Origin of the sequence: Gordonia sp. SMJS1 (assembly GCF_029866425.1) — a bacterium.
In the GTDB taxonomy this organism is placed as follows: domain Bacteria; phylum Actinomycetota; class Actinomycetes; order Mycobacteriales; family Mycobacteriaceae; genus Gordonia; species Gordonia hongkongensis.
Window position 1 is genome coordinate 1,570,455 of the sequence record NZ_CP123381.1, and the last position, 17,718, is coordinate 1,588,172.

The following is a 17,718-nucleotide window of genomic DNA, read 5'->3' on the forward strand; positions in this document are numbered from 1 at the left end:
TCGACCCTGGTTTGAATCGGAACGGATGTGAGCCATAACACTGACGGAGCGCATCGCAACCCAGATCGCTCGGCTGGAAGAGGTAATGCCCATGACGGTCTCCACCGCCTCCGGATCAGGAGCCGGCGACAAGCCCGGGTCAGCGGCGCGCACGGGACCCGATGGTCCCGCCCACACCGTCGATTTCGAAGCGGCCCAGACGCCGCGAGGTCTCGGCCCACGCGGCGAATCACGCGCCGGCGCCTGGGGTCTCACGGCTCTGCTGGTCAGCCTCTACGTCATCAACTACGCCGACAAGGCAGTGCTGGGCATCATCGCGCAACCGCTCCGCGAGGAGTTGGGCCTGAGCTCATCGCAGATCGGTCTCGTCGGCAGCCTGTTCTTTCTGACGTTCACGATCGGCGGATTCTTCGCGGGACTGCTCAACCGCTGGATGACCCTGCGCTGGTCGCTGGTCCTGCTGGCCCTGTGCTGGGCCGCGGCCATGCTCCCCATGGTGGTGGTGGCGTCGTTCGCGGTCCTCGTCCTCAGCCGGCTGTTCCTCGGTCTCGCCGAAGGCCCGAGTTCGGCGCTCCTGCACACGGCGGCCTACTCCTGGCATCCGCCGGCCCGGCGCGCCTTGCCCGGTGCCCTCCTCGCCGGTGCCGCGTCGATCTCGAAGATCGCGATCGCTCCGCTGCTCGCCGTGATCACAGTGAGCTTCGGGTGGCGCTGGGCACTGATCGCCCTCGCCGCCGGGGGTCTCATCTGGTGTGTCATCTGGCTGTCGACGTGGCGCAACGGCCCGTACATCGCGAGTGGGAAGACGTCGAAGGACGCGTCCACCGCGAGCGCCGACGCCGAACCCGCGACGCCGTGGATCTCGATCTTCCGCTCACGCACCTTCGTCACCGGCGCGCTCGTCGTGATGAGCGTTTATGCGCTGGTCAGTGTCGTGCTCACGTGGTTGCCGTCGTACTTCGAAGAGGGGCTGGGGTACAGCCGCCTGCAGTCCGGGTCGATGTTCGCGTTCCCCTCGATCGTCGGCCTGGTCCTGATGGTGCTGAGTTCGATCACGAGTGATCGGATGATCTCGAACGGGGCGACCTCGCGGATGCTGCGCATCGTCGTGCCGTCGGTCGGGGTTCTCGTCTCCGGCGTCCTGCTGTTCCTGCTTCCCTCGGTCGGCACGCCGATCGTCGCGGTCGCGATCCTGTCGATCGGTTATGGCTTCGCGGCCACGGTGTTCCCGCTGTTCAATGCGGCCGTCGCCGAGATCTGCCCGCCCCGGCAGACCGCCGGAACGCTGGGTGTCTTCCTGGCGATCATGGCGATCGGCGGTCTCGTCGCGCCGTACGCGACGGGTGTCATCGTCGACGCGGCCGCCACGCCGGCCGAGGGTTACGCCACCGCGTTCCAGGTGCTCGGAATCGTCGCCGCGGTGTGCGCGGTGCTCGCGCTGGTCTTCGCCGATCCCGAGCGCGATCGTGCTCGGTTGCGTCCGCACGCGCCGACCGTCGAAGGCGCCACCTCGTGACTTGCGCGTCCCATAGGTAGGGCCTCATCGACTGTGAGTGTGAATCGACTTGTCTGCCAAGCGCCCCGGTGGTCGGCTCGTCACAGCGGGCGATCGGCGTCCGCCGGCGTGGTGCACGTCGGACACAACTTCATCCCTTGCCCTGACATCGAGGAGTCCCCATGCGTGATGCAGTGATCGTCGACGCGGTCCGCGCGCCCATCGGCCGCCGCCGCGGCGCCCTGTCCGGTATCCATCCCGCCGACCTGTCCGCCCACGTACTGGAGGCGCTCGTCGAGCGGACCGGCATCGATCCGGCCGTCGTCGACGACGTCGTCTGGGGATGTGTCAGCCAAGCCGCCGAGCAGGCGGGCAATGTCGCGCGGACGGCCGTGCTCGCCGCCGGCTGGCCCGAGAGCGTCCCCGGAACCACCGTGACGCGCGCCTGCGGGTCCAGCCAGCAGGCGGTCAGCATGGCGGCCGCGGCGGTGGTGTCCGGCCAGCAGGATGTCGTGATAGCCGGCGGGGTCGAGTCGATGAGTCGTGTCCCGATGGGCAGCGCCGCACCGAATGGCGAGCATCAGCCGCCCACGGTCCTCGACCGTTACGGCGTCGACAAGTTCAGCCAGGGGATCGGCGCCGAGATGGTCGCCGCGAAATGGGGATTGGACCGCACCCGCCTCGACGAGTACTCGCTGCGCTCGCACGAACTCGCTGCGCAGGCGGCCGACCGTGGTGCGTTCGACGCCCAATTGGCGCCGATCCCGGGGGTGCTCGAGGGTGACGAGGGCATCCGCCGCGGTGGGACGCTCGAATCGCTCGCCAAGCTCAAGCCGGCCTTCAGCGAGGACGGCGTGATCCACGCCGGCAACTCCTCGCAGATCTCCGACGGGTCGGGTGCCCTGCTGATCATGTCCGGCGAGACCGCGAAGTCGCACGGTCTCACGCCGATCGCCCGCATCCACACCGCGGTCGTCGCAGCCGATGACCCGGTGATCATGCTGACCGGGCCGATCCCGGCCACGGCCAAGGCGCTCAAGCGATCCGGGCTGTCGATCGACGACATCGGGGCCTTCGAGATCAACGAGGCGTTCGCCCCCGTCCCGCTGGCCTGGCAGGCCGAGACCGGTGCCGACATCGAGCGTCTCAACCCGCTCGGCGGTGCGATCGCCGTCGGTCACCCGCTCGGCGGCTCGGGCGCCATCCTCATGACGCGGCTCGTGCACCACATGCGTGACAACGGAATCCGGTACGGACTGCAGTCGATGTGCGAAGCCGGTGGCATGGCCAACACCACCATCCTCGAACTGCTCTGATTCGACAGAAGCGCAGCACCGCTGGCCTCCTGCTCCCTGCTCCCTGATCCGAAAGAAGCGACCCCATCCCATTGCTCCCTGAGGTGTGAGGAGCGATAGCCGCCGGGCCGAGCAAGCGACGAAGGAGCGCGTCGAGGTCGACGAGCCACGAAGGGCCTGGTGAGACACGTTGCGGAGCCCTTCGTGGCTCGCTTCGCTCGCACCTCAGGGAGCAACGGGGCTCGCTTCGCTCGCACCTCAGGGAGCAACGAGGGCTCGCTTCGCTCGCACCTCAGGGAGCAACGGGGGCTCGCTTCGCTCGCACCTCAGGGAGCCGGGCCGGGCTCGCGAGCTCGCTCATCTGGGAGCACGAAAATCTCATCGAAAGGTGCTGGATAACAATGAAACTCAATGGACTGTCGGTCGCGATCACCGGTGGCGCGTCCGGTCTCGGGCTCGCGACGGCCCGGCGCGTCATCGACGCCGGCGGCCTGGTCACCCTGATCGACCTGCCGACCTCGGACGGTCAGGCCGTGGCCGACGGACTCGGCGCCGCAGCGTCGTTCGCGGCCGCCGACATCACCGACCGCGAACAGTTCGCCGCCGCACTCGATGTCGCCGACGACCGAGGTGGCCTGCGCGGACTCGTGCACTGTGCCGGGGCGGGCCGGCGCATGCGCATCCTGGACAAGGAGGGCAGGGCGGGTTCGGTGGAGGACTTCGAGTTCGTCATCAAGCTCAACCTCGTGGGGTCGTTCCATGCGCTCTCGCTCGGCGCGGAACGTATTGCGCGACAGGAGCCCGTCGACGGGGAGCGGGGCGCCATCATCATGACCGCGTCGGTCGCGGCGTACGAGGGACAGATCGGCCAGATCAACTACTCGGCGTCGAAGGCGGGCATCGTCGGGATGACGCTGGTCGCCGCGCGGGACCTGGCCAGCAAGCTCATCCGCGTCAACACCATCGCGCCGGGCACGATGGACACGCCGTTGCTCGCCCGGTTGCGCGACGACGTGCGCGATGCGCTCGCCGCGAGCATTCCCAATCCGGCGCGGCTCGGTCGGCCGGAGGAGTTCGGTCAACTCGCCGCGTCGATCCTGGAGAACACCTATCTCAACGGCGAGACCATTCGACTCGACGGGGCGATCCGGATGGCACCGCGGTAACCCGAACCCCGGCACGTCCGTTCTGCGGCTTCCACAACGCCTTTCGAGAGGATTCATCGCGATGTCTGCCACGGCGCCCACCACTCTCAGCTATCCCGACGCCACGATGGCGGTGCTGCCCGCGAGTATGGCCGCCCTCTACGGCGAGCGCGCGGCCGTCGTCGACGGCGCGACGACGCTCACGTTCACCGAGCTCGACGTGCGCTCGGCCGCCGCGGCGTCGGCGTTGCGTGCGGCCGGAGTGAGCGATCGCGATGTGGTCCTGCTGTACCTGACCAACAGCGTCGAGTTCGTCGTCGCCTACTACGGATCACTGCGGGCCGGTGCGGCGGTGACCCTGGTCAATCCGTTGCAGCCCGTACCGGGTCTGCGACGTCAGATCGCGGAAACCGGTGCGGTGGTGGGTTTCACGCAGGTCGAGCAGTCCGCGCGTCTCCGGTCCGCCGCCGTCGGCACGGCGTTGACGACGGTGGTGACGGTGGACGGGACCGCGAATGCGCCGGAGGGCATCGACTCCGTCCCCCTCGCGGAGTTCGTCGTCGGGCACGAGGCGGCCCCGCCGGTCTCGACCACGAGCGACGACGTCGCGCACCTCGCCTTCACCGGCGGCACCACGGGTGTCTCGAAGGGCGTTCGGGTCCTGCACCGCAACGTGCTCGGCAACGTCACGCAGATGATCGCCTGGCGGGCAGGCTATTCCGTGGCGGTGGGAACCGACGGTCTCCTGACCCTCACTCCCCGGTCGTCGGAGAACCCGGGGGTGGTGCCCGGGCATGCGGCGACGGTCGTCGTGTCCCCGCTGTTCCACGCGCACGCCCTCATCAACATGTCGTTTCTCCTGCTGTGCGGTGCCACGCACGTGTTCGCCGGTCGTTTCGAGCCCGGGCGGATGCTGGCTCTCATCGAGGCGCATCGGGCGTCGTACGTGACCGGGAGTCCCGCGATGTGGCATGCGCTCGCCGTGCACCCCGACGTCTCCACACGGGACCTGACCTCGGTGCGGGTGGTCTCCTCCGGCGCGGCGCCGATCGATCACGTGACCCTGGAGCAGCTCGAGAAGGCGTTCCCGGCAGCGGCGATCGTGGAGGGATACGGCCTCACCGAGGCGACGTGCCTGGTGTCCTCGGCGCCCCTGACGTCCGGGGGTCGATACCGGCTCGGGAGTGTGGGTCTGCCGACGTTCGACACCCAGATCGAGATCCGCGCCGTCGACGATCCGGCCGTGGTCCTCGCGCCGGGGGAGAAGGGACAGTTGTGGGTGCGCGGCCCGCAGGTCACCGACGGCTATCTCGATCACCCTGAGAAGACGGCCGAGCAGTTCGTCGACGGGTGGCTCGACACCGGTGACATCGCCTACCGCGACGCCGACGGGTACCTCTACATCTGCGACCGTGCGAAGGACATGCTGATCTACAAGGGCTACAACGTGTATCCGCGCGAGCTCGAGGAGATCCTGGTGACGCATCCGGACGTCGGTGCGGCAGCGGTCGTCGCCCGGGAGGCGGGTGCGGTGGGGCAGGAGCCGGTGGCCTTTCTCGTTGCCCGGGACGGTCACGTCATCGACGCCGATGCGGTGTCGGACTTCGTCGCCGCGCAGGTGTTGCCCTACAAGAAGATCCGGGACGTGTACGTGGTCGACGAGCTGCCCACCTCGGCGGCCGGCAAGGTCCAGAAGGTGGCGTTGCGGGAGCGCCTGGCGAACGCCTGACAGGGTCAGCGCCGGCGCCGGCGCACGCGCTTGTGGTCAGCGCTGCGCGCGCTTGACCAGGTTGCGCCCGATGATGAGTCGCTGGATCTCGCTGGTGCCCTCGTACAGGCGCAGCAACCGCACCTCGCGGTAGATGCGTTCCACCGCGACATCGCGCATGTAACCGCTGCCGCCGTGGATCTGCACGGCGAGATCGGCGATCTTGCCGACCATCTCGGTGCAGAACAGCTTGGCAGCCGACGGGGCGATGCGGCGGTCGGTGTCGTCGACCCACGCCCGGGCGGCCTCGCGCACCAGTGCGCGCCCGGCCATCACCCCGGCCTGCTGGTCGGCGAGCATGGCCTGGACCAGTTGGAACTCGCCGATCGCGGTACCGCCCTGGGTGGCGGTGGCGGCCCAGGTGACCGACTCGTCGAGCGCACGCTGCGCGGTGCCCACCGAGAGAGCCGCGATGTGCACCCGGCCTCGGGCCAGGCTCATCATCGCGGCCTTGTAGCCCACGTCCTCGCTGCCGCCGACCAGTGCCGACGCCGGCACCCGCACGGCGTCGAAGTGCACGTCCGCGGTCCAGGCGCCCTCCTGGCCCATCTTGCGATCCTTGGCGCCGACGCTGAGGCCGGCGGCGTCGGCGGGGACGAGGAACACCGCGATTCCGGTGCCGTTCTCGTCGGCCGGGCGGGTACGTGCGAACACGACGAACAGATCGGCCAGCGGCGCGTTGGTGATGAACCGCTTCTCGCCGGTGATCACCCAGTCGTCACCGTCGCGGACGGCCTTCGTGCGCAGTCCGGCCGGATCGGACCCGGCCCCCGGTTCGGTCAGCGCGAACGAGGCGACGACCTCGCCGGACGCGATCTTCTCCAGCCACGCCGACTTTTGCGCATCGGTGCCGAAGTGGACGAGGACCTGGCCGGCGATGCCGTTGTTGGTGCCGAACATCGAGCGCAGCGCCAGGGAGGTGTACCCGAGCTCCATCGCGAGTTCGACGTCCTGGGTCAGATCGAGGCCGAGACCGCCCCACTCCTGCGGGATGGCGTAGCCGAACAGGCCCATGCTCTTCGCTGTCTGGCGGATGTCGTCGGGGATGGCGTCGGTGTCGAGGATCTCCTGCTCCCGCGGGACCACCACCTCGCGGACGAACTCGCGCGTCGCGGCGAGGATGTCGGCGAAGTCCTCGTCGCCCACCTCGGAGGAGGTCGTCCGCGCTGAATGCATCACTCCGGTCATGCTGTCACTCTCGCGGCCGGCGGGCGAGGGGTCCAATACGAAACCGGGATCGCTGCGATAGCCGTTGCGTATGAGCGCGGAGGGGTCGATCGGGGCGGAACCTCGATAGATTTGTCCCCGCGGCACTCACCACGGGCCGGCGCTTCGCGACCGGTTGCCCGACGACCGTCACCCCGCCGCCCTCGAAAGGACTCCGATACATGTCATCGCACCCGCCCGCCGCCGCGTTGCTGGAGGGTCGTACCGCCGTCGTGACCGGCGGCGCCCAGGGCATCGGTTTCGAGATCGCCCGCTCGTTCGTCGACGCCGGCGCGCGAGTCGTGCTCGGTGACCTCAGCCTCGACGCCGCGCAGGCGGCCGCGGACGAGCTCGGCGGCCGCGACGTGGCCCGCGCGGTGAGGTGCGACGTCGTCGACGCGGGGGAGGTCGACGCGCTGCTCGCGGCCGCGGTCGACGGGTTCGGGTCACTCGATGTGCTGGTGAACAACGCCGGGATCACCCGGGACGCGACGATGCGCACCATGACCGAAGACGATTTCGATCAGGTCATCTCGGTGCATCTCAAAGGCACCTGGAACGGCACACGCAAGGCGGCGGCGATCATGCGCGAGGCCAAGCGTGGTGCGATCGTGAACATCTCGTCGCTGTCGGGCAAGGTCGGCATGGTCGGGCAGACCAACTACTCGGCCGCCAAGGCGGGCATCGTCGGCCTCACCAAGGCCGCGGCCAAGGAGATGGCCCATCACGGCGTGCGGGTCAACGCGATCCAGCCCGGCCTCATCCGGTCGGCGATGACCGAGGCGATGCCGCAGAAAGCGTGGGACCAGAAGATGGCGGAGATCCCGATGCGGCGCGCCGGCGAGGTCGGTGAGGTCGCGAGCGTCGCGCTGTTCCTGGCGTGTGACATGTCGTCGTACATGACGGGCACTGTCCTCGAGGTGACCGGCGGCCGTTTCATGTGACCGCCGGCCCTGCTCCACGCCTCCTCTGACACCGAAAGGTCACCCATGCGCGACGTCGTCATCTGCGAACCGGTCCGTACCCCGATCGGCCGTTACGGCGGGATGTTCAAGAATCTCACCGCCGTTGATCTCGGGGTCGCCGCGCTGACGGGGATGCTCGACCGGACCGGACTCGACCCGGAGAAGGTCGAGGACGTCATCCTCGGTCACTGCAACGGGAACAGCGAGGCGCCCGCCCTGGGACGAGTCATCGCACTCGATGCCGGGTTGCCGATCACAGTGGGCGGCATGCACATCGATCGTCGTTGCGGGTCGGGACTACAGGCCGTCATCCAGGCCGCCTACCAGGTGTCCTCAGGGGACAACGACGTCGTGGTCGCCGGCGGTGCCGAGTCGATGAGCAACGCGTCGTTCTACTCGGTGGACATGCGGTGGGGCGGGGCCCGCACCGGAATTGCCATGCACGACAGCCTCGTCCGGGCGCGCTCGACCGCCGGCGGCAAGAACTATCCGGTGCCCGGCGGCATGATCGAGACGGCCGAGAACCTGCGCAAGGAGTATGAGATCTCCCGGGAGGAGCAGGACGAGCTGGCTGTGGCATCGCACGAACGCGCGGTCCGCGCCCAGAAGGATGGCGTACTGGCCGAGGAGATCGTCCCGGTCACCGTGGCTTCCGGTGCGAGTGGGCCCGCTCGCTCCGCTCCCGGCGCCCGGTCTGGTGATCAGGTCATCGACACCGACGAGCATCCGCGCCCCGATGTCTCGGTCGAGTCGCTGTCGAAGCTGAAGCCGATCATGGGCAAGACGGATCCGGACGCGACGGTGACGGCGGGCAACGCCAGCGGTCAGAACGACGCCGCGTCGATGGCGATCGTGACCACCCCCGAGGTCGCCGAGAAGCTGAGTCTACGCCCGCTGGTGAAGCTGGTGTCGTGGGGTCTGGCCGGTGTGCCGCCGCGCACCATGGGGATCGGGCCGGTCCCCGCGACCGAGAAGGCGCTTGCCAAGGCCGGTCTGACGCTCGCCGACATCGACGTGATCGAGCTCAACGAGGCGTTCGCCGCGCAGGCACTCGCCGTCACCCGCGAGTGGGGTTTCGGCCGTTTCGGTGCCGGCGGCGATTTCGACCGCACCAACGTCAACGGCTCGGGCATCTCGCTGGGCCACCCGGTCGGCGCCACCGGCGGACGCATGCTGGCCTCCCTGGCGCGTGAACTGCACCGGCGCGAGGCCCGCTACGGCCTGGAGACCATGTGCATCGGCGGTGGCCAGGGCCTCGCCGCGGTCTTCGAACGCGTCAGCTGACCCCGAGACTCACCGGGCCCCACCTGATCCACACCGGTGGGGCCCGGTGTTCCACCCGTCATCCCGCAGTTTCGCGCACGAGGTCGACGAAGGCCTGACCGACGGCCGACAGCGACGGCGGGTGGAATGCGATGGCGAAGGGTCGCACCACATTCGGTTCGATCTCACGGATCACGACCGGCTCGTCGGCCGACTCCGCCACCGATCGTTCGAGTAGAGTGCCGCCGATTCCGGACTCCACCATCGGGAGCCGTTCCTCGCGGATCTCCGACAGCACAGCCAGCGGCGGACGGACGCCCCCGACGCGGATCGCCTCCTCGAACTCGTCGGCCACCGAGTAGCCGCGTGGCACGAACACCATCGGGATCGCCGGCAGATTGTTCAGCGGGATCGGGCCCTCGGGTACGTCGGTGCCCGGCGGGTAGACGAGCACGTGTTCGTGTTCGCCGATCACGATCACCTCGAGGTCGTCGCCGGCGATGGGTAGGTGGGCGACGGCGAACTCGCAATGACCGTCCTCGATGGCCGACGCGGCCCTGGTCTCATCGCGTAACTCGCCGAGTCGCACCGAAACCCGCGGATAGGCGGCCCGGAACCGGGCGACCAGATCGACGACGGGCCCGACCGCGGTCGCGGCGAAGGCCAGGATCTCGAGGTGGCCGGCGAGTTCGTCCGCCGAGGCGGAGAGCAGATCGTCGACGGCGTCCATGTCGCGCACGATCTGTCGCGCGGGACCGACCATCGTGCGCCCGGCCGCCGAGAGGACCATCCCGCGACCGATGCGGTGAAACAGCTGGACTCCGAGTTCGCGTTCGAGCGCCCGGAGTGCTTGGGACACGGTGGGTTGCGCGACACCGAGAGCCGACGCGGCCCCGCCGATGCCCTTGTTCTCGACCACCGCCAGGAAGTACTCGACCTGTCGCAATTCCATGGCGTGTCACCAATCCCGTGGTTCGGCGGGGTCCGGCGCGATCCCGCAGTGGACCTTCGCCGCGGAGATGAAGGCGAGGGCGGCCGGCGAGGGGAGCCCGGATCGCAGCACGAGACCCCACGGTCGGGTGAGCGGTGGGTCGAGCGCGATCCGGCGGAGTCCCGCAAGCTGCCGGTCGGCCACGGTGCGTGGGAGAACCGTTGCGCCCGTGCCCTTCTTGACCAGACTCCATACCGCGGACGGTAATTGGCAGTCGACCACCACGTTCTTGGCGTCGTCGTCGAGGAGTCCGCCGAGGAGTTCCGCGGTGATCGGGTCGCTGTGATCGACGACGAGTGGCAGCGAGCGCACCGCCGACTGCGGTATCGGTTCGGGCAGACCGTCGGCGAGCGTCGTCGGCGCCGCGACGATGAGTTCCTGCTCGGCCATCGGGATGGCGGTGAAGGTCGCGTGCTCGGCGGCCGAGTCCATGATCCCGATCTCGGCGTCCCCGGATCGCAACGCCGACAACACCCCGGTGGGACTGTCGGCGGAGACGACTCGAACCGACAAGCGTGGGAACCGTTCCCGGAACAGTCGGACGATGTTGACCACCGGGTCCACACTGAACGCCGCGTAGGTCACGATGTCGACGCGACCGGCGCGCAGTTCCCGAACCGCGTCGACCTTGGCCTTGGCGCGGTCGACGTCGGCCAGGATGCGCCGGGCGGCGACGTCGAGTTTGCGCCCGGCCTCGGTGAGTTCGAGGCGTCGTCCGGTGCGGTCGAACAGGGTGACGCCGAGACGTCTCTCGAGCGTGCGGATCGCCTGGGACAGCGACGGCTGTGAGATGTAGAGCGACTGGGCGGCCTTCGTGATGCCGCCGTGGTCGACCACGGCGACGAAGTAGGTCACGAGGTGCAGGTCCACCCCGGTCACTCTAGTGACCCGAGTGTCAGGTCACTTGCCGGTCCAGCGCGGCGCGCGTTTCTCGGCGAAGGCGATCGCACCTTCCTTGGCGTCGTCGGAGACGAACACCGGACCGAGGAAGTCCCACTGCTTCTTGATGAGTTCGGGATCGGTGTAGCCGATCGCCATGGAGGTGACCTGTTTGGTGGCGCGGACGGCGAGGGGGCCGTTGGCGGCGATGACGGCGGCCAGTTCGCGGGCCCCGGCGAGTGCCTCGCCGGGTTCGGTGATCCGGTTGACCAGGCCGAACTGGTGGGCGCGTGCCGCGGTGAGCGGGTCGCCGGTGAGCGCGAGTTCCATGGCGAGCTGGTAGGGGAGGATCTTCGGGAGGCGTAGGAGGCCACCGGCGGCGGCGGCGAGTCCGCGCTTGACCTCGGGGATGCCGAACTTGGAGTCGTTTGCCGCGACGACGAGGTCCGCCGACAACGCGAGTTCGCATCCGCCGGCCAGCGCCCAGCCCTCGACGGCGGCGATGAGGGGCTTGGTCGGCGGGGCCTCGGTGAGGCCGCCGAACCCGCGTCCGTCCAGCGCGACCTTCTCGCCGCGAGCGAAGGCCTTGAGGTCCATCCCGGCGCAGAACGTGCCACCGGCACCGGTGATGATGCCGATGGTGAGGTCGTCGCGCGAATCGAGTTCGTCGATCGCGGCGGCGATACCCTCCGACACCTCGAGATTCACGGCGTTCTTCGCCTCGGGGCGGTTGATCGTGATGACGGCGACGCCGTCGGCGAACTCGGTGAGCACGGCACTCATGGGGACTCCTGGAGTTGGTGGACGGGACGGGCGGTCAGGTGTTCTCGGATGTGGAGATCTGTTGCGGCTCAGCCGGTGTGGGCTCGCCGGCGGCAAACCAGCGGATCGGCTCCGGGGTGGTCGGATCGGTCGCCGTCTCATCGGGAACGCGGGCGTCGAGGACGCCGCGTTCCTGCAGGACGACGAGATGGGCGTGGGTCTCCCGCAACGCGAGTCGGCTGAGGGTGAGGGACAGCTCCTCGAACGGACGCGACCACGTCACCGACCGGGTGATCTCCCAGGCCGTGCTCTCCGGATACCGGGTCACGGTCGAGGCGATCTCGTCGAGCCGCTCCTCGTGATGCGTGAGGAGACCGGTGACGCGGTCGCCGAGGCCTCGGAACCGGTACTCGTGGGACGGCAGCGCCTCGTGGTCACGCATCTTCTCGGTGTTGGCCAGCGAGATCAGGTAGTCGGCGAGGGGACTGTCGGTCTGCATGGGATTGGTCGAGATGTTCGGACTGATCCGCGGCAGCAGGTGGTCGCCGGTGAAGACGATGCCGGCGGTGTCGTCGGCGAAGCAGAGGTGCCCCGCGGTGTGGCCCGGGGTCCAGACGGCGCGGAGATCCCAGCCGGGGATGTCGAGCGGGGCGTCCCCGGTCAGCTCGCGGTCGACGGTCCGCCCGTCGGGCAGGCGGATGAAACCGACCAGCCCCTCGTCGGCGACCTCGGTCGGTGCGCCGAGAGCGCGGAGTTCGGATCGCGCCTGGCCGAGTTGGGTCTCCACCTCGGTATCGGAGTAGTGGCGCAGGTACCGGGAATCGTTGCGATGCATCCACAGCTCGGCGTCCACGTGCTCGAGTAGACGCGGCACGAGCCCGAAATGGTCGGGGTGCAGATGGGTCACGCCGATGGACCTGATGTCGGCGAGGTCGTGGCCGGTGGAGCGGATGCCTGCGACGAGGATGTCCCACGACTTGTCGGACGGCCAGCCGGCGTCGATCAGTGCGAGACCGCCGTCGGGCAATCCGAGGGCGTAGACCAGGACGTATCGCAACGGATTGGATCCCATGGGGACCGGGATCGACCACAGCTGCGGCCGGACCTCCTCGACCGGGGGCAACACCTTGTCGGCCCAGGCCTGCTTCTGCAGCGTGCCGGTGACCTCGATCGTGCCCATCCAGCCTCCCGCCGGGTCCGTCGCGTGGTGATACCGCTGATGATCGTTGCAGTGATCAACAGTCATCCGATCACGAGAGGCGATCGCGCTCAAGCTGTGGGCGGCTCAGACATCCTGAGGTAGGACCTATGGATCCAGGTCGGCGAGTCCGGCCGCGGCGCCGTCGCAGCTCGCCGCGACGTCGTGAACCAGTCGCCCGGTGAGTTCCGGTTGGATGAGCGGGAAGAGATGGCTCGCCCCGGGGACGATGGTCAGCGACGCGTGCTGTGCTGCCTCGACGAAACGTTGTTCGTGGACCCGGAACTGGTCTCGGCTACCGTTGACGAACATCGTTCGGCCGGGGTAGCGCCGGACCTCGCCGAGCGCGTCGAACCGCTTGATCTCGGCGACGACGTCGGCGATCGACCCCAGTGCCAGTCCGCCGATCTCCATGTCGGCGGACACCTGACGTCCCACGGCGAGGCGGGTGGCCACCTGACTGATGATCGCCGCCTGACGCGGCAGGAACGCGGTGACCGCACCGAACGTCTCGAACGGCGCGGCCAGCAGCGGACTGGGCTGCGCGGTCGCGCACATCGGGACGAGGGCCGCGACGGCTTCCGGATGGCGTCCGGCGACCGCCATCGCCACGTAGCCGCCCATCGACATCCCGGCCACGACCGCCGGCCGGCCGAACCCGCTGATCTCGGCGAGCACGGCGTCCACCGCGCCGGACATCGTGAACGTCTCGTCGCGGCGCTGCCCGTGGCCAGGGAGGTCGGGGGTGGCGACCGCGCGCCTCGGGTCGGGACCGGCCACAGCCGCCGCGACCCGGTGCAGGGTCCCGCCGCTCACGCGCAAACCGTGGACGAGGACGACGGGCGTGGGTTCGACCACCGGCGCGTCGACGGGAACGGGTGCGGGCTCGGCCATCGCACGCAGTATGCCGCCGAACGGTTCTCGACGCCGCCGGCGTCACCGACTGTTCGTCAGCGGTCTGCTTCGACGTCGGTTTGTTCGGCACCGGTCTGCCCCGGCGTTCCCGCCGGTTCGCCCGGTGGGGGCACCGGTGACACGCGCCGACCGATGCCGATGCGGTCGAGGAACCCGGCATCGTGGGAGACGACCAGCAACGCACCGGTCCAGGCCTCGAGTGCGTCCACGAGTTGCGTGACGGTGTCGAGATCGAGGTTGTTCGTCGGCTCGTCGAGGATCAGCAGCTTGGGTGTCGGGTCACCGAGCAGTGCGTCGGCCAGTGCGACGCGCAGCCGTTCGCCGCCGGACAGTTCGGCGAGTGCGCGATCGGCGCGCGCACCCCGGAACAGGAACCGCGCGAGATGCGCCCGCACCTCCTGCGTCGAGATGTCCGGGTGGGTCCGCGCGAGGTGCTCGGCGATCGAGACGGTCGGGTCGGGGAAGGTGATCTGCTGCGGCACGAAGGCGAACGGTACGACGACGGATTCGGAGACGATCAACTCCGCGATCAGTGTCGATTTCCCGGAACCGTTGGGCCCCACCAGAGCCACCCGCTCGGGTCCGTCCATGCGCAGGCGGTCGTCGACGGCGATCTGGGCGCGCGGGGCCACTTCCGGCGTCGGCACGACGATCCGCGCGGTGCGGTCGGTGCGGATGTCCTCGCGGGCCTCGTCGAGACGTGTTGCCGCAGAGGCCACGTCGTCACGATGGGCGTTGCGCAGTTTGCCCGCCGACACCTGCGCCTCGCTCCGGCGGTTGTGTGCCACGATCTTCGGCACCCGCTTCTCCCGCTCGGCTGTCGCGCCCGTCCGGGCCCGCCGATCGAGTTTGATCAACGCCTCGGTCATCTCGCGGCGCTGCTTGCGCAGATCGCCGGCCGCGGTGGCAACCGCTGCCTCGGCGGCGTCTTGTTCGGCGTCGATGATCTCGCGGTACCGGGAGTAGGGGCCGCCGAACAGCCGCACCCGACCTCGGTACAGCTCGACTGTCGTATCGACACGTTCGAGGAGTTCGAGGTCGTGACTGACCACGACCACCGTGCCAGGGAACGACTCGATGGCGTCGAAAAGCCGGGCGCGGGAGTCGATGTCGAGGTTGTTGGTCGGTTCGTCGAGGAGCAGGATCGTCGGGTCGGCGATGAGTGCGGCGACGATCGCCAGCAGGGTCGCCTCCCCGCCGGACATGGCGCCGACCGTGCGGTCGAGGTCGGGCGGCAGTCCCATCTGCTCGAGGAGTCCGATGGCACGCTCCTCGACGCCCCAGTCGTCCCCAACTGCGTCGAAGTCCTGCGGATCTACCGAACCGCTCTCGATTCGTCGTATCGCACAACGAATCTCGTCGATGCCGAGGGCGTGCGCCACGGTCGACGACGGGTCGGACTGCGGGTCCTGCACGACCACAGCGACATCGGTCGTCGACGTGTCGCCTGCGATCGTGATGCTGCCCGACGCCGGGCGTGATCGACCGGCGATCAGGCCGAGGAGGGTGGACTTGCCCGCACCGTTCGCGCCGATGAGGGAGTAGGTCTCGGCGCCCAGGGCGAGGTCGAGGTGTTCGAAGACGACTGTCCCGTCGGGCCAGGCGAACGAGACGTCGGACAGCACGATGGAAGACGGCATGAGCGCTCCTGAAGTGGGTCGGGTACACCGACAGGGCGTCGGTGGGGTCCGTCGGCGGTGCCGACGGCCGGGGCCACTTCAGTTCTTCATCGCGGTGGATCACTCCTGGCGGGTCTGGGGGCAAGTGGTGACCACCGTAGCGGACGCGCTCGGAGTTGCCAACGGAATTAACCGCCGACGAGTCGGTTCCGGGCTCACCGCTACGGTTGGGGTATGTCATTTCTCCGCACCTCGGTGTCCAACGGCGTCGGCGAGATCGTCCTGGACCGGCCCAAGGCTCTCAATGCGTTGGACCAGAGCATGATCGACGACATGTACGTCACGCTCGGCGAATGGGGTGACGACGACGCGATCGACACCGTCCTGGTCACCTCGGCGAGCGACCGGGCGTTCTGCGCCGGAGGCGACATCCGTGCGATCCGCGAGCACGCCATCGACGGCGACCACGCCTCGATCAGCCGCTACTTCGCCGGCGAGTACCGGCTCGATCAGCTCGTCGCCGACTACCCGAAGCCCTACATCAGCCTGATCGACGGGGCGGCCATGGGCGGGGGTCTCGGGATCAGCGTGCACGGCGAGATCAGGGTCGTCACCGAGAAGGCGATGATCGCCATGCCCGAGACCGCGATCGGGTTCTTCCCCGACATCGGTTCGACCTACTTCCTGCCGCGGCTCCCGGAGGGCGTGGGCATGTGGCTCGGACTCACCGGCGCCCGGATCCGCGGTGTGGACGCGGTCGCCGTCGGACTGGCAACGCATTTCGTGTCCTCCGCCGACCTGCCGGCGGTCGCCGACAGCATCCGTTCCGGTGCCCCGCTGGCCGACGCGCTGGCCACGTCGGGGACCGAGGACACCAGCGACGTGCCGTTGCGCAAGATCGGCGAGTACTTCGCCGACGACAACGTCAACGCCATCCTCGGCGGCCTGCGCGGCGCGGTCGGCGACGACTGGGCCCAGGAGATGGTCGGTCTGCTCGAGGGTGCCTCACCCACCAGTCTGTGGGTCACCGCGGCGATGATCAGCGCCGGGGCGAGGTCGGGGATCGACGAGTGCTTCGACCGGGAACTGCATGCCGCAGAGGAGATCACGAAGACCCACGACTTCCGCGAGGGGGTGCGGGCCGTGCTCGTCGACAAGGATCGCAATCCCGAATTCGATCCGGCGCGCATCGACGACGTCGATCCCGCCGTCGTGGCCCGGATCGTCGGTGCCAACGCTGGTTGAGGTGCCGCCCCGCTGGTTGAGTCGCCGCCCCGCTGGTTGAGTCGCCTCCCCGCTGGTTGAGTCGCCTCCCCGCTGGTTGAGCTTGTCGAAGCCACTGGTCGGGTTTGCGAGGTCGGTTGCCGAGGTGGCCTCGACGGACGCGGCGTCCTCGCTACGCTCGGTCGACGCTGCTCGACCAGCGGGGGGTGGCGTCCTTACCACGCTCGGTCGACGCTGCTCGACCGGCAGATCTCAGGGCGTGAGCTGAAACCACCCCGACAACGACACGCTGTCGGTCGAGTTGCCCTCGGACTCCGGCTGTTTCGTGGCCGACGACTCGTCGAGGTCGTAGCGGACGTCGTCGTCGGGTGCGAGCGGGTTGGCCTCGACCCGTGTCGCCGTCGGGCAGGTGAACGAGCCGGCCGCGAGTGAGCCCGACATGCCGCTCACGCTGAGCTGGCACGCGGACGAGTGGTGGTAGTCGCCGTTGATCGAGACCCCGATCTGGGCGTTGATCGGTCGTGTCAACGGCCCGACGGTCGGACGCGTCGCGCCCACCGGTGGCAACAGGCCGCCGGTCAGTTCGCTGATCAGGAACTCGATCTGCGCGCCGCCGGTGCCGGCGTCCTTGAACACGAAGAGCAGCGAGTCCGGCGGCACGTCGGGCCGCGCCGGGCCCCACCGGTCGAACTCATAGCAGTTGGGCTCGTCGGCGGGGGTGGCGCCCACCGCGGGTCCGCGTCGGGAGTCCGCCGGCGTGTCCGCGACCGCGATTCTGATGTTGCCGTGACGGAACTCGAAGTTCTGGCCACTGCGGTCGACGTTGCCCTGCGGTGGTTTCTCGGTGCAGAGCGTCGAGTCGACCGGGCGTGCGGTCGGCACCGGCGTCGAGGTGGTGGGCGTGGACTGGTGCGGGGCGTCGGAGCCACAGGCGGTGACGAGCGACGCCACCGCCGCGCACATCAGCACGGCGGCGCGCACCGGCCGGCGCCG

15 protein-coding genes are annotated in these 17,718 nt (G+C 69.1%); 7 read left to right on the forward strand and 8 right to left on the reverse strand.

What is annotated here, in order from left to right:
- Positions 1–91 precede the first annotated feature (91 nt).
- The 4 genes from QAD21_RS07150 (at position 92) to QAD21_RS07165 (ending at position 5,664) form a co-directional block, all read left to right on the forward strand.
- Positions 92–1,516 carry an MFS transporter gene (locus QAD21_RS07150; protein WP_280361025.1) on the forward strand — a complete coding sequence of 475 codons (1,425 nt, stop codon included), beginning with the start codon at positions 92–94 and terminating at the stop codon, positions 1,514–1,516.
- 161 nt (positions 1,517–1,677) lie between these two features.
- A complete protein-coding gene (locus tag QAD21_RS07155; protein WP_058251438.1) occupies positions 1,678–2,811 on the forward strand; it encodes a thiolase family protein in 1,134 nt (377 codons plus the stop codon).
- 380 nt (positions 2,812–3,191) lie between these two features.
- The gene (locus QAD21_RS07160; protein WP_065630897.1) at positions 3,192–3,956 is read left to right on the forward strand and encodes an SDR family NAD(P)-dependent oxidoreductase; all 765 of its coding nucleotides are present in this window, start codon (positions 3,192–3,194) and stop codon (positions 3,954–3,956) included.
- A 61-nt stretch (positions 3,957–4,017) separates the two neighbouring features.
- A complete protein-coding gene (locus QAD21_RS07165; RefSeq protein ID WP_165630300.1) occupies positions 4,018–5,664 on the forward strand; it encodes a class I adenylate-forming enzyme family protein in 1,647 nt (548 codons plus the stop codon).
- 36 nt (positions 5,665–5,700) lie between these two features.
- Here QAD21_RS07165 and QAD21_RS07170 read toward each other — a convergent pair whose 3' ends face one another.
- Positions 5,701–6,891 carry an acyl-CoA dehydrogenase family protein gene (locus tag QAD21_RS07170; RefSeq protein ID WP_165630299.1) on the reverse strand — a complete coding sequence of 397 codons (1,191 nt, stop codon included), beginning with the start codon at positions 6,889–6,891 and terminating at the stop codon, positions 5,701–5,703.
- A gap of 200 nt (positions 6,892–7,091) precedes the next feature.
- Between QAD21_RS07170 and fabG the strand changes: the two genes are divergently transcribed.
- Both fabG and QAD21_RS07180 read left to right on the forward strand, forming a co-directional pair.
- Positions 7,092–7,853, forward strand: a complete 762-nt coding sequence (gene fabG, locus QAD21_RS07175) for a 3-oxoacyl-ACP reductase FabG (protein ID WP_078112146.1) — start codon at positions 7,092–7,094, stop codon at positions 7,851–7,853.
- Between the two features lie 45 nt (positions 7,854–7,898).
- Positions 7,899–9,158, forward strand: coding sequence for an acetyl-CoA C-acetyltransferase (locus QAD21_RS07180; RefSeq protein WP_165630298.1), 1,260 nt, complete (start codon positions 7,899–7,901; stop codon positions 9,156–9,158).
- Between the two features lie 58 nt (positions 9,159–9,216).
- Here QAD21_RS07180 and QAD21_RS07185 read toward each other — a convergent pair whose 3' ends face one another.
- The 6 genes from QAD21_RS07185 to QAD21_RS07210 all read right to left on the reverse strand — a co-directional run bounded on the left by QAD21_RS07185 (position 9,217) and on the right by QAD21_RS07210 (position 15,522).
- On the reverse strand, positions 9,217–10,089 hold the full coding sequence (locus tag QAD21_RS07185) for a LysR family transcriptional regulator (protein ID WP_165630297.1): 873 nt from the start codon (positions 10,087–10,089) through the stop codon (positions 9,217–9,219).
- A 6-nt stretch (positions 10,090–10,095) separates the two neighbouring features.
- Positions 10,096–10,998, reverse strand: coding sequence for a LysR family transcriptional regulator (locus QAD21_RS07190; RefSeq protein WP_165630296.1), 903 nt, complete (start codon positions 10,996–10,998; stop codon positions 10,096–10,098).
- A gap of 30 nt (positions 10,999–11,028) precedes the next feature.
- On the reverse strand, positions 11,029–11,790 hold the full coding sequence (locus tag QAD21_RS07195) for a crotonase/enoyl-CoA hydratase family protein (protein ID WP_165630295.1): 762 nt from the start codon (positions 11,788–11,790) through the stop codon (positions 11,029–11,031).
- Between the two features lie 34 nt (positions 11,791–11,824).
- Positions 11,825–12,949 carry an MBL fold metallo-hydrolase gene (locus tag QAD21_RS07200; protein WP_165630882.1) on the reverse strand — a complete coding sequence of 375 codons (1,125 nt, stop codon included), beginning with the start codon at positions 12,947–12,949 and terminating at the stop codon, positions 11,825–11,827.
- Positions 12,950–13,075: 126 nt separating this feature from the next.
- A complete protein-coding gene (locus tag QAD21_RS07205; protein ID WP_165630294.1) occupies positions 13,076–13,861 on the reverse strand; it encodes an alpha/beta hydrolase in 786 nt (261 codons plus the stop codon).
- Between the two features lie 56 nt (positions 13,862–13,917).
- Entirely contained in the window at positions 13,918–15,522 is a 1,605-nt protein-coding gene (locus QAD21_RS07210) for an ABC-F family ATP-binding cassette domain-containing protein (RefSeq protein WP_240198837.1), read from the reverse strand.
- Positions 15,523–15,735: 213 nt separating this feature from the next.
- On the opposite strand from QAD21_RS07210, the gene QAD21_RS07215 reads away from it, so the two are divergent.
- On the forward strand, positions 15,736–16,746 hold the full coding sequence (locus QAD21_RS07215) for an enoyl-CoA hydratase/isomerase family protein (RefSeq protein WP_165630293.1): 1,011 nt from the start codon (positions 15,736–15,738) through the stop codon (positions 16,744–16,746).
- A 231-nt stretch (positions 16,747–16,977) separates the two neighbouring features.
- On the opposite strand, the gene QAD21_RS07220 is transcribed toward QAD21_RS07215, so the two are convergent.
- Positions 16,978–17,706 carry a hypothetical protein gene (locus tag QAD21_RS07220; RefSeq protein ID WP_242696990.1) on the reverse strand — a complete coding sequence of 243 codons (729 nt, stop codon included), beginning with the start codon at positions 17,704–17,706 and terminating at the stop codon, positions 16,978–16,980.
- Between the last annotated feature and the right edge of the window lie 12 nt (positions 17,707–17,718).

Excerpts from the sequence above, each read along its gene's own strand:
- QAD21_RS07150 (WP_280361025.1), top strand. The coding sequence starts at position 92 with ATGACGGTCTCCACCGCCTCCGGATCAGGAGCCGGCGACAAGCCCGGG.
- QAD21_RS07155 (WP_058251438.1), top strand. The coding sequence starts at position 1,678 with ATGCGTGATGCAGTGATCGTCGACGCGGTCCGCGCGCCCATCGGCCGC.
- QAD21_RS07160 (WP_065630897.1), top strand. The coding sequence starts at position 3,192 with ATGAAACTCAATGGACTGTCGGTCGCGATCACCGGTGGCGCGTCCGGT.
- QAD21_RS07165 (WP_165630300.1), top strand. The coding sequence starts at position 4,018 with ATGTCTGCCACGGCGCCCACCACTCTCAGCTATCCCGACGCCACGATG.
- QAD21_RS07170 (WP_165630299.1), bottom strand. The coding sequence starts at position 6,891 with ATGACCGGAGTGATGCATTCAGCGCGGACGACCTCCTCCGAGGTGGGC.
- fabG (WP_078112146.1), top strand. The coding sequence starts at position 7,092 with ATGTCATCGCACCCGCCCGCCGCCGCGTTGCTGGAGGGTCGTACCGCC.
- QAD21_RS07180 (WP_165630298.1), top strand. The coding sequence starts at position 7,899 with ATGCGCGACGTCGTCATCTGCGAACCGGTCCGTACCCCGATCGGCCGT.
- QAD21_RS07185 (WP_165630297.1), bottom strand. The coding sequence starts at position 10,089 with ATGGAATTGCGACAGGTCGAGTACTTCCTGGCGGTGGTCGAGAACAAG.
- QAD21_RS07195 (WP_165630295.1), bottom strand. The coding sequence starts at position 11,790 with ATGAGTGCCGTGCTCACCGAGTTCGCCGACGGCGTCGCCGTCATCACG.
- QAD21_RS07200 (WP_165630882.1), bottom strand. The coding sequence starts at position 12,949 with ATGGGCACGATCGAGGTCACCGGCACGCTGCAGAAGCAGGCCTGGGCC.
- QAD21_RS07205 (WP_165630294.1), bottom strand. The coding sequence starts at position 13,861 with ATGGCCGAGCCCGCACCCGTTCCCGTCGACGCGCCGGTGGTCGAACCC.
- QAD21_RS07210 (WP_240198837.1), bottom strand. The coding sequence starts at position 15,522 with ATGCCGTCTTCCATCGTGCTGTCCGACGTCTCGTTCGCCTGGCCCGAC.
- QAD21_RS07215 (WP_165630293.1), top strand. The coding sequence starts at position 15,736 with ATGTCATTTCTCCGCACCTCGGTGTCCAACGGCGTCGGCGAGATCGTC.